The organism is Asanoa iriomotensis (assembly GCF_016862515.1).
In the GTDB taxonomy this organism is placed as follows: domain Bacteria; phylum Actinomycetota; class Actinomycetes; order Mycobacteriales; family Micromonosporaceae; genus Asanoa; species Asanoa iriomotensis.
In genome coordinates this window covers 118,820-135,861 of record NZ_BONC01000009.1, presented here as the reverse complement: position 1 = coordinate 135,861, position 17,042 = coordinate 118,820, and the positions used below count along the sequence as shown (strand labels likewise).

General features: G+C 68.9%; 10 protein-coding genes. 3 read left to right on the top strand and 7 right to left on the bottom strand.

The window, feature by feature from the left end:
• Window positions 1–142 precede the first annotated feature (142 nt).
• The 3 genes from Air01nite_RS09340 to Air01nite_RS09330 all read left to right on the top strand — a co-directional run bounded on the left by Air01nite_RS09340 (window position 143) and on the right by Air01nite_RS09330 (window position 10,198).
• Window positions 143–3,115, top strand: a complete 2,973-nt coding sequence (locus Air01nite_RS09340; protein WP_239090600.1) for a LamG domain-containing protein — start codon at window positions 143–145, stop codon at window positions 3,113–3,115.
• A gap of 69 nt (window positions 3,116–3,184) precedes the next feature.
• Entirely contained in the window at window positions 3,185–9,292 is a 6,108-nt protein-coding gene (locus Air01nite_RS09335) for an RHS repeat-associated core domain-containing protein (RefSeq protein ID WP_203701596.1), read from the top strand.
• A 15-nt stretch (window positions 9,293–9,307) separates the two neighbouring features.
• A complete protein-coding gene (locus tag Air01nite_RS09330; RefSeq protein WP_203701574.1) occupies window positions 9,308–10,198 on the top strand; it encodes a hypothetical protein in 891 nt (296 codons plus the stop codon).
• 47 nt (window positions 10,199–10,245) lie between these two features.
• On the opposite strand, the gene Air01nite_RS09325 is transcribed toward Air01nite_RS09330, so the two are convergent.
• From Air01nite_RS09325 to Air01nite_RS09295, 7 genes are read right to left on the bottom strand one after another with little or no spacing between them, the layout of a single operon-like run.
• Window positions 10,246–11,112, bottom strand: a complete 867-nt coding sequence (locus Air01nite_RS09325) for an ROK family protein (protein WP_203701573.1) — start codon at window positions 11,110–11,112, stop codon at window positions 10,246–10,248.
• On the bottom strand, window positions 11,109–12,212 hold the full coding sequence (locus Air01nite_RS09320; protein WP_203701572.1) for a Gfo/Idh/MocA family protein: 1,104 nt from the start codon (window positions 12,210–12,212) through the stop codon (window positions 11,109–11,111). Before Air01nite_RS09320 ends, Air01nite_RS09325 begins: the two co-directional genes overlap by 4 nt.
• A gap of 23 nt (window positions 12,213–12,235) precedes the next feature.
• Entirely contained in the window at window positions 12,236–12,976 is a 741-nt protein-coding gene (locus Air01nite_RS09315) for a phytanoyl-CoA dioxygenase family protein (RefSeq protein WP_203701571.1), read from the bottom strand.
• A 35-nt stretch (window positions 12,977–13,011) separates the two neighbouring features.
• Entirely contained in the window at window positions 13,012–13,857 is an 846-nt protein-coding gene (locus Air01nite_RS09310; protein WP_203701570.1) for a helix-turn-helix transcriptional regulator, read from the bottom strand.
• A 3-nt stretch (window positions 13,858–13,860) separates the two neighbouring features.
• Window positions 13,861–14,682, bottom strand: coding sequence for a carbohydrate ABC transporter permease (locus Air01nite_RS09305; protein ID WP_203701569.1), 822 nt, complete (start codon window positions 14,680–14,682; stop codon window positions 13,861–13,863).
• A 2-nt stretch (window positions 14,683–14,684) separates the two neighbouring features.
• On the bottom strand, window positions 14,685–15,638 hold the full coding sequence (locus Air01nite_RS09300) for a carbohydrate ABC transporter permease (RefSeq protein ID WP_203701568.1): 954 nt from the start codon (window positions 15,636–15,638) through the stop codon (window positions 14,685–14,687).
• Window positions 15,635–16,981, bottom strand: a complete 1,347-nt coding sequence (locus Air01nite_RS09295; RefSeq protein WP_203701567.1) for an ABC transporter substrate-binding protein — start codon at window positions 16,979–16,981, stop codon at window positions 15,635–15,637. Before Air01nite_RS09295 ends, Air01nite_RS09300 begins: the two co-directional genes overlap by 4 nt.
• Between the last annotated feature and the right edge of the window lie 61 nt (window positions 16,982–17,042).

Below are 17,042 nucleotides of genomic sequence, written 5' to 3'. Positions count from 1 at the left end.
CTCTCCGGCGCCCACACGTGGCGGGCTTCGTGCCGACAGCCGCGTCCGCTGCCGGATCGAAGGAGTATCCGGGACTTCGTGTGCCGGGTGCGAGCCCTCCGACCATCGCAGCCGCCACGTTTTGTCCGACGTTGTTTGTCCGATGGGTGCCCCCGTACCGGTCAACGCGCGCATCGTCCACCGTGGACCGGGCGAACGACTAGATCTGATGAGGTGTGGGATGGGTCGTAGACAGGGCCGGATCGTGGGCACGCTGCTGGCGTTGACGCTCGGCGCGGGATTGGTGCCGTTGTCGGGCGCGCCTGTCGCGGCAGCCGCGGAGACGGTTGACTGTTCGGCTTCGACTGCGGCAACCGCTGGGCAGGCTGCGCTGCTGGCCGACGCCTGCGACAAGCCGGTGGAGGCTTTGGACGCTCGGACGGAGTTCGAGCAGGTGTACGTCGAGCCGACCGGCGCGCGCCGGCTGGTGGCTGCGATCACCGCGCAACGGGTGCATCGTGCGGACGGCTCGTGGGCCGATGTCGATCCGACGCTGCGCGCCGTCGAAGGCGGGTTCACGCCCATCGCGTCGACGGCTGACATGCGTTTCTCCGGCGGCGGTGCGGGTCCGCTGGTGACGTGGCAGGAGGGCGCATCGGAGTTCACACTGTCGTGGCCGGGACGGCTGCCAGCGCCGCGGATCGACGGGGACACGGCTGTCTACGAGTCGGTTCTGCCCGACGTGAACCTGCACGTCACGGCACTGGCCGAGGGCTTCCGCCACGTACTCGAGGTCAAGACGCCGGAGGCGGCCGCCAACCCGGCCCTGACAAAGGTCCGCTTCGTCCTCGGCGGGGACCTGCGGCCGCAGACGTCTCCTGACGGCGGCCTGCACATCGTCGATGCTTCCGGCACCGCGGTCGTGACGGCGCTGGGCGCGGCGATGTGGGACTCGGCGACCGGCCAGCAGACGGTCAAGGGCGGTCGGACGCAGGCGACCGCCCTCGACGTGCCGCGGGAGCTTGTGTCGGACGCCCGCGAGCCGGGTGAGCGTGCGGCAACGGCACCGGTGCGGGTGACGCTGGCCGGCGACGACATGTTGCTCACGCCCGACACCGAGCTGCTGACATCTGCCTCGACGGTGTTCCCGCTGTTCATCGACCCGGTGTTCAACAAGAACCGGTCGAAGTGGGCGTACGAGTCCAGCAACGCGGAGAACAACGACGCGACGGCGATGCGGGTCGGCCGGCAGGCGCCGCCGGACGGCAGTGGCGAGAAGTACCGCTCGTTCTTCGAGTTCAGCGTGCCGGAGCTGCGCGGCCAGCACATCGTCTCCGCATACATGGACCTTCAGTTGGATCACTCGTTCTCCTGCGGGGCGACGCCGGTCTACCTGTTCCGGCCCGGCGGCAACATCACCGTGTCCAACGGGGGACGGATGGCCTGGAACTCGCACCCGCTCGGCTCGGGAGCGCAGAAGCTGCTCGACACCTGGTCGGGCAACGCCAACGAAACCGGTGGTTGCGGCGTGGCGGATCAGGGCGATGCCGACGTCATCCTCGACGACCCGCGGATCAAGACGGATCTGCAGGCGGCGGCGACGGCGAACTGGACGCTGTACACGGTCGGCCTGTGCGCGTGCGACGAGAACGGCCAGGGCGAGAGCGACCAGCAGCGGTGGAAGCGTTTCTACCCGGACAGCACGTACCTGATCGTCACTTACGACCTTCCGCCGTACCCGGTCGTCGCTCAGCCGTTCTCCCAGACCACGGACTGCTACAAGCAGTGCTCGTCACCGGCGATCGTGCGGGACACCACCCCGACGCTCAACGTCACGGTCGCGGACCCGTACGGCGGCGTGCTGCGCACCATCTTCGAGGTCCGTACCGCGCCCTCGGACACCGCACCGGTCGTCGCGTGGAACTACAGCCCGTGGAATCCGGTCAACACGTCGACACCGGCGGTGACAACAGCCGGCACGTCGACACCGGGCACCGCGTCTTGGCAGGTGCCGGTGACGCTCACCTCCGGCACGACCTATTACTGGCGCGCCAGTACGGGCGACGAGGTGGGCCTGTGGAACGACATGGGTGTCGGCGTGTGGCAGACCCTGACCATCGACAACGCACCACCGACGGTCACGAACGTGTCGTCGAGCCAGTACCCGCTCAAGGCGTGGGGCGCGGTGGTCAACACGCCGGGCACGTTCGCGATCACCGGTGCGGGCGACGCCGTGGAATGGACCTGGCAGGTCGACGGCGGCACGGTTCAGACAGTGACGAGCCCTTCGGTGCCGTACACGCCGGTCAAGGACATGGTCCGCGTGTTGTCGGTGAAGGCCATAGACAAGGCCGGCAACACCAGTGGCTCGGCGTTCAACCACGAGTTCTGGGTCAAGCCGCTGCCGAACAGGTGCTGGAACTGGCGCATGGACGAAGCCGTCGGCGCGACGACCGCCGCGGACAAGGGCAACACCGACACGGCAGATCAACTGTGCGGGCCGATCGGGTCGACGGTGAATGCCAAGAACGGCACGCTCTCCCCGGGAGCGAGCTTCGTGACCGGCGGCAAGTCGGGCAACGCGGCCTCCTTCACCGGCACGGGGAAGATCACGACGAGTGGTCCGGCGCTGGACACGCGCGAGTCGTTCACGGTCATGGCGTGGGTGCGGCCGAGCTCGCTCGTCTCGGGTGACCAGACGATCCTGTCGCAGGACGGCGTCAACGGCTCGCGGTTCCAGCTGCACTACGACAAGGACGCCAACGCCGGCGCGGGCGGCTGGTGCTTCTCGACGCGGGCGGCCGACAACACCGCGGCACCGGTGTCGGCCTGCGCGACCGGCATGTTCGACGGTGCGCCACTGTTCCCGCCCGCGGACAACGTGTGGGTGCACCTGGCCGGAACGTATGACAAGACCACCAGCGAGATCAAGGTCTGGGTCATGGGCGACGGACTGAGCTGCACCGGCGAGGTGGCGGCGGCGACCGCGACCGGGTCGTGGGCAGCAGGCGGGTCGTTCGTGATCGGCCGGGCCAGGTCCGGTGGGGAGACCGAGTTCTTCAAGGGATTGGCCGACAAGGTGTACGCCCACCAGCGCGTGCTGGCGGCGTCGGAGATCTGCCAGTCACTGGCGTAGTTCCTGGCCACTACACAGAGGAGTGTCAACGTGAACGGTTGGGTTCGCGCTGCCGGGCTGTCGGTGGCGATGACGGTCGGCATGCTCGGCCAGCAGGTCGAGGCTGCCGGCGCAGCGGCCAAGTGGGATCCTCCGAAGCCGAAGGAGGTGGCCGGGGTACGGACGGTCACTCATCAGCCCGAGCCGGGCAGGTCGGTGCACGCCGAGTCGGCGCGGGTGTCGGGCCCGCGCGAGGTGACCTGGCCGCACGGCTCGGGCACGGCCGAGCTGACCGGTGCCACGGCGGCGGCCGCGAACGCGGTCGGTACGCGTGCGGGCCTGACCGGTCCGGTGCGGGCCAAGGCCGGGCTGCTGCCGGTGACGATCTCCGCGCCGGCGACGACCGGGGCGGCGGGTCGGCCCGACAGCGGGATCGGCAGGGTGGACGTGACGGTGCACGACCGTGCGGCCACCGAGAGGGCCGAGGTGCGGGGCCTGCTGCTCTCGGCGTCACGGGCCGATCGCAAGGCGTCCGCGGCGCGTACCGGTATCCAGGTCGACTATTCCGGGTTCGCACACGCCTACGGCGGTGACTGGGCGTCGAGGCTGCGGCTGGTGGCGCTGCCGGCTTGTGCGCTGACCACTCCCGAGTCGGGCGCGTGCCGGACCCGCACCCCGATCGTCACCGACAACGACACCGCGAAGCACCTGCTTTCCGCCGATGTGGCGCTGCCGGCCGACGGTCCGATGCTGCTGGCCGCCGAGGCCGGCGGGTCGGGTGTCAACGGCGACTACACGGCCACGAGCCTCTCGCCTGCGGGGCAGTGGCAGGTGTCGACCCAGAGCGGGGACTTCTCCTGGTCGTACCCGTTGCGGATGCCGCCGGCGTTGGGTGGTCCGGCGCCGTCGGTGAGTCTGGCGTACTCGTCGGGCAGCGTCGACGGGCGCACCGCGCTGACGAACAACCAGGGCTCGTGGATCGGCGACGGCTGGGACGCCTGGCCGGGGTTCATCGAGCGCAAGTACGCCTCCTGCGCCGACGACAACCCCGGACACAAGACCGGCGACCAGTGCTGGTTCTCCGACAACGCCACCTTGTCGCTCAACGGCCACGCCGGTGAGCTGATCAAGGACGGGTCGGTGTGGCGGCTGAGGAACGACGACGGCACGAAGGTCGAGAAGGTCGTCGACCCGGCGCGGGACAACGGCGACGACGGCAACGAGCTCGACGACGACCAGAGCGAGTACTGGAAGGTCACCACCACCGACGGTGTCCAGTACTTCTTCGGCTACCACAAGCTGCCGGGCTGGACCACGGGCAACGCGGTGACCAACTCGACGTGGACGGTGCCGGTGTTCGGCAACAACTCCGGTGACCCGTGCTACGACGCCACATTCGCCGACGCGTACTGCAACCAGGCGTGGCGGTGGAACCTCGACTACGTCGTGGACCCCAACAGCAACACCATGGCCTACTTCTACGGCAAGGAGCAGGGCGCGTACGCCCGCGACCTCGACCCGGACCAGCGCACCACCTACGACCGGGGCGGCTACCTGCAGCGCATCGAGTACGGCATGCGCAAGAACGCGGAGTACTCCCAGGCAGCGCCGCTGCGGGTCGTGTTCGACACCAAGGAGCGGTGCCTGTCCGGCTGCTGGACCGGCGCGGCGTGGACGTCGGACCCGGTCAAGTCCGCGTGGCAGGACACCCCGTGGGACCAGTACTGCAAGTCCGGTGAGAAGTGCACCACCCAGGGTTCGCCGACGTTCTGGACCACCAGGCGCCTGGACAAGGTGACTGCCCAGGTCCGCAACGGCGCCAGCTCGTACGCCGATGTCGAGTCGTGGGCGCTGCGGCACGAGTTCATCAACGCGGGCACCGGTGAGTCCACGCCGATGTGGCTGCGCGGCATCACCCGCACCGGTCACGTCGCCACCGCCGGCGGCGTCGCCGAGTCGGAGCCGGAGATCACGTTCGACACCGGCGGCGTGCCGCTGCCCAACCGCGTCGACGGGCCCGGCGACGGGCGCACCGCGCTGGCCCGGTGGCGGATCAAGGCGGTGCACACCGAGTCCGGTGGTGACATCACCGTCACCTACTCCGGCGCCGACTGCACGCGCTCGACACTGCCCGACCCGGCCACCAACACCAAGCGGTGCATGCCCTCGTGGTACGCCCCGGCGGGGCAGGAGCTGTCGCGGGACTGGTTCCACAAGTACGTCGTCACCCGTATCGACCTCGACGACACCGTCACCGACCAGCCGACCGAGGTGACCAGTTACGACTACCTGGACACGCCGGCGTGGGCGTACAACAACGACGAGATGACCAAGGACAAGCACCGCACGTGGTCGAGTTGGCGCGGCCACGGCCGGGTGCAGGTCCGCCACGGCAACCCGTCCGGTCAGCAGACCGCCGTCGAGTACCGCTACCTGCGTGGTATGGACGGCGACAAGGCCACCAGCGGCGTCAAGGACGTCTGGGTGAACGACAGTTGGGGCGGGCGGATCGAGGATCACGAGGCCCTCGCCGGGTTCCAGCTGCAGGAGATCGTCCTCAACGGTCCCGGCGGCGGCGAAGTCTCCTCCACCCGCGACGATCCGTGGATCAACGGCCCGACCGCGACCCGGACGCGCAACGGCATCACCACCAAGGCGTGGAAGACCAACACCGACGAGACCCGCGAGCGCACCCCGCTGGCCGCGGGCGGCTACCGGTACGTCAAGGCCGTCACGGGCTTCAACGGCGACGGTCTGCCGATCACGGTGGAGGACCAGGGCGACGAGTCACTGACCAACGACACGACCTGCACGCGGACGGCGTACGCCCGCAACGACACCACCTGGATGATCGACCGCGTGTCGCAGACCGAGACCCTCAACATCGCCTGCGGCGGCGCGCCCGAACCGGCGGCGCCGAGCACGGTGCTCAACCGGTCGCGGTCGTTCTACGACGTGTACGTGGACGAGTCGTCGTTCGGTAAGCAACCCTCCAAGGGCAACGTGGTGCGCACCGAGGAGCTCGAGAAGTTCAACGGCTCCACACCGGAGTACACCCGCACCGCCACGAAGGGCTACGACGACAACGGCCGGGTCGTGTCGGAGACCGATCCGCGCGGCTACGCGACGACAACGACGCACAGCACCGCCAACGGTGGCCTGATCACCCAGACCGCGACCAAGAACGCCAAGAACCACGTCGCCACGTCCATCATGGAGCCGGCCTGGGCGACGCCGACCAAGCAGACCGACGCCAACGGCGCCGTGACGGACCTGACCTACGACGGTCTGGGCCGGCTCAAGGCCGTGTGGCTGCCCGGTCGGAACAAGGCAACCCAGAATCCCAGCGTGAGGTTCACCTACCAGGTGCGCAAGGCCGGTGGACCGTCCACTGTGACCACCGAGCGGCTGATGCCCAACGCGACCTTCAGGAAGACCGTCGACCTGTTCGACGGGTTCCTGCGCAAGCGTCAGCAGCAGGTCCAGGCCACCGGCGGTGGACGGACCATCGCGGAGACGGTGACCGACAGCGCGGGCAGGACGGCCTGGACGTCGCTGCCCTACTACGACTCCACCAACGCCGCCGTCGGCACCAGCCTGGCCCTGCCGCAGGGGCAGATCCCGTCGATCACCAAGCACACCTATGACGGCGCCGGCCGCACCACCAAGGAGGCCCTGATCGGCAACGGCGTCGAGAAATGGTTCACCACCACGGCCTACAACGGTGAGCGCACCAGCGTCACCCCGCCCACCGGCGGCACCGCGACGACGACCGTCGTCGACGCCAACGGCAAGACCACCCAACTACGCCAGTACAAGAACCCGGCCGACGTCGGCGGCGACGACCCGGCCACGTTCGACAGGACCAGCTACACCTACGACCTGCTCGACCGGCTCAAGACCGTCACCGACGCGACCGGTCTGAACGTGTGGTCCTACGACTACGACAAACGCGGTCGGCAGGTCACCACCACCGACCCCGACAAGGGCACGACCTACACCACCTACGACAAGGCCGGCAACGTGGAAACGGTCGACGCGCCACTGGACACCGGCCGTGCGACGACCGCGTACACCTACGACGAACTCGGCCGCAAGGCCACCATGCGGGATGACAGCACCACCAGCACCAGCGTGCGCGCGGAATGGGTCTACGACACGCTCCCGTACGGCAAGGGCAAGCTCACCTCGGCCACCCGGTACGCCGGCGGAAACGCGTACACCGTCAAGACCGACAGCTTCGACGAGTACGGCCGGACCACCGCGACCTCCGTTGTCCTGCCGGCCTCGGCAGGTGGCCTCTGCGCGGCCGCCGCGCCGAACACCTGCACCTACACGACCTCCACGACCTACAAGTCGAACGGTCAGCCCTATGAGGTCACCCTGCCCGCCGCCGCCGACCTCGGCTCGGAGACGCTCACCTACGGATACACCGACGTCGGGGACGCCGGCACGCTCGCGTCGGCCGCTCAGATCTACGTCCACTCCGTCACCCATGACAAGCTCGGGCAGTTGACCCAGCGCCAACTCGGCGCCTTCGGCTCTCGGGTGGCGTTCAAGTCGACGTTCGACGAAGCTACCCGTCGGCTGACCAACCTGAACGCCGTCCCGGAAGCCAAGCCTGAAGCGGCCAACTACAGCTACGCCTACGATGCCGTCGGCAACGTCAAGGAGATCCACGACACCCCGACGGGCGGCACCGCCGACCACCAGTGCTTCAAGCTCGACCACCTGCGGCGGCTGACCGAAGCGTGGACACCGGAATCCGGTGCGTGCGCCGGCGTGCCCACCGCCTGGACCCAGGTCGACGGGGCTCCGACGCCCTACTGGCACTCGTGGACCATCGATCCGGACGGCAACCGCAAGACCGAGACACGGCACGGGGCCACCGACACCACCTACACCTACCGCTACAACCCCGCCGGAACCGCACGCCCGCACACGGTCGCCAGCGTCGAGGCCAAAGGCGGGGCGACCTGGACCCGCAACTACACCTACGACAACGCGGGCAACACCAAGGCCCGACCCACCACGACCGGCGCCATCCAGACCGTGATCTGGGACCGGGAAGGCCGCGTCGTGTCCTCGGGGCAGACCGGTAACGACGTCAGCTACCTCTACGACGCCGACGGCAACCGACTCATCCGCACCGACGCCACCGGCAAAACCCTGTACCTCCCCGGCGGCACCGAAGTGCGCACCGAAGGCACCGTCAAGAAGGCCACCCGCTACTACACCCACGCCGGAGCGACCATTGCCGTCCGCACCGCGGCCAGCCTCGACTGGATCGGCTCGGATCACCACGGCACAGCCGAACTCAGCGTCAAGGCCAGCACCCTCGCCGTGGCCAAGAGGCGCATGCTGCCCTACGGCGAGCAACGCGCCAACCCCAGCGGCACCTGGCCCGCCGGCATGGACAAGGGGTTCGTCGGTGGCACCGTCGATCCCACCGGGCTCACCCACCTCGGCGCGAGAGAGTACGACCAGGTGGCGGGGAGATTCATCAGCGCGGACCCGGTGACCGACGTCAATGATCCACAACAGATCAGCGGGTACGCCTACAGCAACAACAGCCCAGGTACCTTCAGCGACGCTTCGGGCCTGCGCTTCGAAGAGGAGACGGTCAGCCAGTATCAGAAACGGGTAAAGGAACACGAGAAGCGACTCAAGGCCGACCCATACGACGACTGCAAGGGCCGGAACGTAGCCCCGACCTGCTCGTTGCCCGGTCGTTGCGACGGTGCCGCGGCCTTGCAGCCCGGCTGCGGGTCGAAGAAGCCGAAGTTGGTGTTCGCCCCGGCCTGCGTGTCGCTCCTCGACCCGAAATGCAACGGCGCGAAGCCGTACTACCCGGAGGGCGATCCGAGAAGCGCCCTCCGCAGAGACGCCAAGAACCCCCATATCTGCAGTTACAAGTATCCAGTACCCAACGGAAAGGGAGCTTGTTTCTCGACCGAGGAGTACTGGGCGGACCAGAAGGAAAAATCGGAGCGGGTCGAGAAGCAGGTAGTAAACGGAATCAAGACCTTCTGCGGCTGGTACACCGATTGGCCGGCGTATGTCCAGGGAGGAGCGGCGTATGTTTATGTCGAGGTCGGCAAGAAGGTGGCATTGAGGGGTGTGGCGGCAGCTACGGGAGTAGGAGTTCTTGCTCTCGTGGCAGAGGGATACTGCCTGACCGTCAACTCGGTGTATTGAGGGAGAGATACCGAAGTGAAGAAACTATCGAGCGTCGCCTCCGCGCTCGCACTCTCAATCGGAATCGCTGTTGTCCCGGCGGCGTCCGCCTCCGCTGCTACGGACAGGAGCGGGGCGGAACGGCTGAACATCCCGAACAGCAGTGCGTGCAAGGCGGGTCGCACGGTCATGCAAGGCATGGTGGCCGGGCCGGGCGGTCAGCTCTACATCATTTTCACCAAGGCGGCCGGCGCGGAGCCTGTTCTGTCCAGGTGGTTGCGCGACGGCTCGACCTGGGACGGCACCAGCTGGGTCTGCGCCGGGGCGCCAACCTCCATCCCTACCCTCGGGCACGGCAACGACCTCGCGTACAACGCGAACTATCTGGGCCAGGGCCCGGCGTTGATCGCCACCCAAGGAACCCAGTCCGCGTTCCTGAGCGACAAGGTGACCATCGTCCGCCTGAACGCCGACGGATCTGTCGGCACCACCGCGGAAGTGCGGCTGCCGATCGGCAACATCAGCGGCCTCTGCTACAGCGCGACGGCTGCCGGCGGAGCCGGCAAGTATGCCGCCCGACGGTTGGGCAGCATGTGGACCCATGCCGGCGCCGGTGCGCTGACGAGCGGATGGACGCTGGTGAAGAGCAACCTGACGAGTCACGACAATCGTTCCGACCAGGGCATCGACTGCTCCGAGAACTATGTCTGGAACACCAAGTCGATCAACACCTCGACGCCCGCAACCGGGTGGAACTGGGTCTACCAGTACAACTGGTCCGGAGGCAATGTGGAGAGCGACATCGGGATTCCGAGCAACAACCTGACCGACGAGATCGAAGATGTCACCCATGTGGGGAGCGAGTTCTTCGTCGGCATCAATCGAAACGACGGCTTGGCCGACTCAGTAAAGGTGTTCATCGAATAAGTTCGGCGTGAACGAAGCCGCCCCGGCCAGAGGCAGGGGCGGCTTCGTCAGGGGGTTGCGCCGGCCGAGGAGCGTGGACGCACCAGCATCGCGGCGCCGAACAGGCCGGCGTCCGCGCCGGTGCGGGCAGGGAGCACCGGGGGAGCGACGCGGCGTCGCCAACCGGAGGCCAGGCGGGTGTGCAAAGCCGTCTGGCCGAGGTGTTCGGTGACGCCCAGCCCACCGCCGAGCACGACAGCGTGCGGGTCCAGGACGTCGACCAGGTGGCGGATGGCCGTCGCGAGGGTGAGGCCGGCCGTCTCGAACAGGTCCCGCGCGAACGTGTCGCCGTCGAGTGCGCGGCGGTGGATCTCGATCGCGTCGATGTCGCCGCCTCCCGCGTACGCGCGTTCGATGCCGTGGCCGGAGGCGACGTCTTCGAGGCGGCGGTCCCGTTCGTCGCGCCACTCGCCGAGGGCCAGCGCCTCGCCGCGCGCTCCCGCCCAGCAGGCGCCGCCGGGCAGGACGAGCGTGCTGGAGACGCCCGAGCCCCAGGACACGTAGAGCAGGCTCATCCGGTCGGGACGGTCGAGTCGGCTGTGCTCGGCGCTCGCCGCGCACCGCACGTCGGCCTCGACGAAGACCGGGACGGGACCGCCCGTCAGACGGGCCACCAGCCGCTCGACGCGTGCGGCGGTGTCGGGGGTCCAGTCGAGCACCTCGGCGCTTGTCACTGTGCCCTGGTTGACGTACTCGGGCACGCCGACTCCCACTCCGGCGATCGGGACCCGCAGCAGTCCGGTTACCAGCCGTTCTAGTCCATCGTGGAGCGTGACGGACTTCGTCGGGATGGTCTCCCGGCGCAGGATGGCGTCCCGGTCGACAAGCGCGCCACGGAGATTGGTGGCGCCCAGGTCGAGCGCCAGAACGGTCATGTCGAGCGGGGGTCGTGCAGCCGGCGGTGGTCGGCGCCGGTGTCGCCCACCGCGCTGTAGTCCAGGGCGGGAAAGCTGCTCTCGATCTCGATGACCCGGCCCTCCTCGGCCGACCGCTTCGCCGCGAGCATGACCTCCAACGCGTGGTAGGCATGCTCGGGTCGGTTGACCGTCGGGACGCCGCGCCTGGCGCAGTCGACCAGGTGCCGCAGGCCGTCGGTCCAGGGCCAGTTCCGGTCGGTCTCGGGCACGACCTCCCACGAGCCGCGGTCGTTGCGCCACTGCTCGAACCCTTCGGGAGCCCAGTCGTCGCCGAGCATCTGGAGCACCCCGTCGCGGCCGTAGAGCTCAATGGCGGGCGACCGGTACTTCTGGATCGTGAAGCCGCACGCGATCGACGCGAACCGGTTGTCTCCGAAGTCGAGCACGACGTGGGCGTTGTCGTCGGAGCGGACCTCGAGCAATTCGCCCTCCGCCTCGCGTTGCGGGATCGCGACTCCCACCATCGCGGTCACCCGGCGCACCGGCCCGAAGAAACCGCAGAGTGCGGTCAGGTTGTAGACACCGAGGTCGAACAGCGAGCCGCCGCCGGGCTGGTAGAACCACTTGCCCCACCACGGGCCGGACCAGCCGTAGCGCGCGCGGCCCAGCAGCAACGGTCCGACCTCGCCGGCCCGTACCCGATTGTGCATCTCCTGGTAGGTCGGCGACAGCACGATGTGCGGCGCGCAGACCAGCAGCCGATCCGACGCCGCGGCCGCGTCGACGAGCGTGCGGGCCTGCTCCAGGCTGGTCGCCATCGGCTTCTCGACCAGCACGTGTTTGCCCCGTTCGAGGGCGGCGAGGGCCAGGTCGCCGTGCTCGTTCATGCTGGTGAGCACGAGGACGGCGTCGACGTCGTCGCGGGACAGCAGCGCGTCCGGGCCGTCCAGGTCGGTGTCGATGCCGAAGCGGGCGGCCGTCGCCTTCCGCTTGCCGGCGTCGACGTCGTACCCGGCCACGAGTTCGGCCTGGCCGTCAGCGGCGAGCCGCTGGATCAACGAGGAGTAGGGACCCCAGAAGACGCTGCCGAGTCCGAGGACTCCGAGGCGCATGGGCATGTTCTTGATCCTTTCGGCAGGTGTCAGGCGTACCACTCGGGGCGCTGCCACGGCATGTGCCGCGGTTGCGGCAACAGGGTCGGCGGCGTGGAGAAGCCCATGATCAGGGCGCGTCGCGGTTCGGTGCTGGTGTTGGGGCCCGCGTAATGCACGGTGCGGCTGAAATGGATGGTCGCGCCGCCGGGCGGCAGCGGGCAGGCCACCGCCTCCTCGACCAGTTCGAGCGAGGCCAGCTCGAGGCCGTGCGAGTCGGCGTTGATCAGCTGGTGCGGCTGGACGCCGAGGTGGTGGCTGCCGGGCACGAACTGCATGCAGCCGTTCTCCAGGGTCGCCGGCTGTAGCGGTATCCAGATGCTGATGCCCCGGTGCTCGTACGCCGGATCCCAGTAAGCCTCGTCCTGGTGCCATGGGGTCGCCGCGCCGTCCTTGGCCGGCTTGCGGATCGCGTGCATGCCGCCGGGCTTCACGTCGTCGCCCAGCAACTGGGCCGCGACCCGGGTGGCGTTGCGGTACGCGATGGTCTCGAGGAGCTGCGGGGCGTAACGCTCCGGGTTCACGATCTGCGGCAGCGCGGGCGGTGCGTCGGGGCTGCCGGCGAGCTCGTACCGGTCCCGTTCGGAGACGAGCGCACCCGGCTCGAACAGCCCGTCGTAGACGCCCTGCAGGCGGGTGACCTCCTCCTGGCTGGTGATCGCCGCGAGCCGCAGGAAGCCCCGCTCGTGGAACCGGTCAACCTGTGCCTGGGTCAACGTGACCTCGACCATCGGTGTCTCCTCTGCCTCGGTGGTACCTGCCATCGTCATCCCGCCGGCGCCCGAGTTCTTGACGCCGAGGAGCGTGCACCTGACCGAAAGTCGCGTGGAGTCGTCCCGTACGCCCGGCGGAACGCGCGGCTGAGGTGTGCGGCGTCGGCGAAGCCGAGGTCGCTCGCGATCGCGGCGACCGGCCGCTGCGTCTCCGCGAGCACGGCGCGGGCCCGGCTGACCCGCAGGGCCTGCAGATAGGTCATCGGCGGTACGCCGGTCACCCGCTTGAACAGCCGCGCGAAATGCTTCGGCGAGAGGTGGACCGCGGCCGCCAACGTCGCCAGGTCGAGGGCGCCGCCGGCCTCCTGCTCCATGAGCGCCAGCGCGGCCGCGACCTCCGGCCGCACGGCGCCCCCGAGGGCCCGCACCTCGCCCAGGTGCTCGACGAGCGAGGCCGTGGCAAGCTCGGCGTGGGCACGGGCGCGAAACGCCTCCGCCGGGCCGCCGACGCGACCCCAGCGCACGGCCTCGGCCAGCCCGTCGACCAGGTCGGGCCACGGGCGCGAGATCGCGAGCGGCAGGCCGAGCAGGCCGGAGAGCTCGATCGCGCCGAACAGCTCGACCCGGAACCCGAAGCCGCGCAACCGCAGCGGCTCGGGCCCGACGTCGGCGGTGACCCGGTCCGGGCCGGGCAGCAGCACACCGACCTCCGCCGGTCCGACGTCCCGGTGCTCGCCGCCCAGCGAGAAGCGGCAGTGCCCCGAGAGCACCTGCACCACCTCGCCGTACGGCTGCCGGTCCAGGGCGATCCGCCAACCCCGCTCGACCGCCACGTCGTACGTCTCGACGAGTCGGAAGGAGGCCTCGTGCCAGAGGCCCACGAGGTCCACGTGGGCCACGCGCTACTCCTTCACCGCGCCGGCGGCCATGCCCCTGATGAAGGAGCGTTGGAAGATGACGAAGACGAGGATGACCGGCGCCGAGACGATCACCGCCGCGGCCGCCATGCCGACCCGGTCGGTCGTGTGCTGGCCGGCGAAGAAGGCGAGCCCGAGCGGCGCGGTGCGCAGCGTCTCTTTGGTCACCATCACCAGCGGCAGCAGGAACTCGTTCCAGGACCACATGAACAGCAGCACGACCAGGGTCAGCACGGCAGGTCTGCCGGGCGGCAGGGCGACCCGGAGCAGGGTGCGGATCGAGCCCGCGCCGTCCACCTGTGCGGCCTCCAGCATCGAACGGGGTACGGAGCGGAAGTAGGCCCGCATCCAGAAGGTCCCGAAGCACACGTTGACGCCGATCTGCGGAAGGATCAGCGAGGCGTAGGTGTCGGTCAGGTTGAACTGGCGCAGGTCGTAGTAGAGCGGCACGATCACCGCCTCGAACGGCAGGATCATCCCGGCCAGCATCAGGTAGAACAGCCAGTCCTGGCCGCGGAACCGCATGGTGCCGAACGCGTAGCCGGCGAGGATCGCCAGCGCGGTCGTGCCGATGACGACGAAGAACGACACGATGACACTCGAGCGCAGGTACGTCGAGAGCTGCGCGATCTCCCACGCCTCCACGAACGTCTGCGGGTGGAACTCCTGGGGGAGGCTGAAGCCGGACACCTGGGCGTCGCGCGGGTTGAGTGCCAGCATGACGACCCCGACGATCGGGAACAGCGCGGTGAGCGCGAAGAACGTGAGGAAGGCGTAGGCGAGGACCCGCTCGCGAGTGCTGACCACGGTCACGACTCTTTCGCGGCGACGCGGTCGATGGTCACGGTGATGGCGAAGACCAGGATCGCCAGGATCACCGCGATCGCGCAGGCCTGGCCGACCCGCCCGTCGACGAACGCCCGGTTGTAGAGCAGCAGCCCGGGCACGGTCGTCTCCGTCCCCGGTCCACCGCGCGTCATGACGAACACGAGGTCGAAGGTGCGCAGCGCGCCGACGATGGTCAGGGTCAGCACGACGCCGAACTCGTAGCGCAGGCTGGGGATCGTCACGGTGAGCAGTTCGCGCCACCGCCCGCCGCCGTCGACCCGGACGGCGTCGTACAGGTTGCCGTCGATCTGCTGGATGCCCGCGACGAAGAGCACCATGCACAGGCCCATCAGCATCCAGGCGCCGATCAGCCCGATGGAGGGCAGCGACCAGGTGAAGTCGCCCAGCCACGGGCGGGCCAGGCTGCCGAGACCGACGCTGCGCAGCAGTTCGTTGATCGGCCCGTCCGGGGCGTACAGCCAGTTCCAGATGACGCCGACCACGACCGAGGAGACCACCTGGGGCAGGAAGATCGCGACCCGGAACGCCGTCGACCCGCGCACCCGGACGGTGGTCATGATCGTGGCGATGGCGAGCCCGATCGCGACCGGGATCGTCGCGAACATCGCGATCAACACCAGCGAATGCCCGAACGCCTCCCTGATCATCGGGTCGGTCAGGACGGCGCGGTAGTTGCCCAGACCCGTCCAGGTGCCGATGGTGATGCCGTCCCAGTCGAAGAACGACAGCCACACCGCGTGCAGGAACGGGCCGAGCGCGAACACCAGGAACAGCACCATCGCCGGTGCGATATAGAGGTACGCCGTCAGGTTGCGGCGTCGCCGCCGGCGCCGTGCCCCCGGGTGGGGGAGCGGCGCCGGCGCGGCGGGGCGCCGTGCGGCACTGTTGACGGCCGGAGCGCCCTGTGCGGTCATCCCGCGTTCTCCGCTATGAACTTCGCCCGGCTCTCCTCGATCGCCTTGAGGCCGTCGTCGACGCTCTGCTGCCCGCCGAGGATCCGCTGCAGCACCGGGTAGTTGACCTCGGCCGACGTGGGCGTCGCGAACTCCAGGTAGGGCAGCAGGTTGTCGTTCTCCAGCACGGTGCTCCACGCGCCGTAGATGTCGGAGAACACCTTGCCGTCCTTGAGCTTGGGGCTGTCGACCGGAAGCGGCGCGATGTCGCCGGAGGCGAAGAACTCCCGGGCCGCGTCCTCATTGGACATCCAGTCGACGAACGCCGCCCCGGCGGCCACGTTGTCACTGCGCGCGGCGATGTGGAAGGCGTAGCCGAACGAGCCCACCGCCCTGACGGGGCCGCCCTGCTGGCGCGGCGGGGTGAGGAAGAAACCCACCTGCGCGGGCATGTCGGAGGCCTCCCAGGAGCCCGCGGGGAAGAACAGCCCCTGGCCCTTCCGGAAGTTGGCTCCCGCGTCCGCCTGTGCGATCGCGTTGACGTCGTCGCGGATGTAGCCGGCGTTCTTCCACTCGACGACCTTGTTCACCGCCTGCGCGATGCACGCGTCCTGGTAGGTCGCGCCCTGGTCGCCGTAGACGACGCCGGCGACCTGATCCGGCGTGCAGTACTGCCCGACGAGGTCGTAGACCAGGTGCCAGACCGGCCAGCCGTCCTTGTTGCCGAACACGATCGGCTGCTGGCCGGCCGCCTTCGACTTCGCGAGCACTCCCTCGAGCTCGTCCATTGTGGCCGGCGCCTGCGCGCCGATCTGGTTGAGGAGGTCGCCGTTGTAGAACCAACCGATGACGTCGGAGGCGTACGGCGTGCCCCAGATCGGGCCCTCGCCGTACTTCTTGCCGTCCTCGGTGAACCTGAGCTGCCGGAGGCCGACCTCCGGATAGCGGGTGTCCCAACCGTAGGCTTTGGCGTAGTCGTCGAGCGGGCGGAAGAGGCCCGCCTTGATCAGCGGGCCGTCGAGGGACCACCCGAGGTTGCCGATCGCCACGTCCGGGCCGTCGTTGGAGCTGAGCGCCAGCTTGATCTGCGCGGGGTAGGAGCCGAAGTCGCGGACCGTCCAGTTGACCGTGACGTTCGGGTACTTCTCATGGAAGCGGTCACCGAGGCGCTTGAGGATGTCCAGCCGGTTGCCGCTCTCGGAGGTCCAGACGCTGAGCGTGGTGGCCGGCAGGCCGGAGATGTCGGTCTGCACGGCTTGGGAGGGGTCGACCTTGGCGGCCGGGGCCGAGCCAGGCGTCGTGCAGGCCGTGGCCAGCGCGGCCACCATGGTCACGGCCGCAGCGATCAGAACCTTTCTGCTCATCGGGATCACGTCCTCTCCGGTCGGCGACGCCGCACCGTTGGATGATCGTCCCCGGACGATA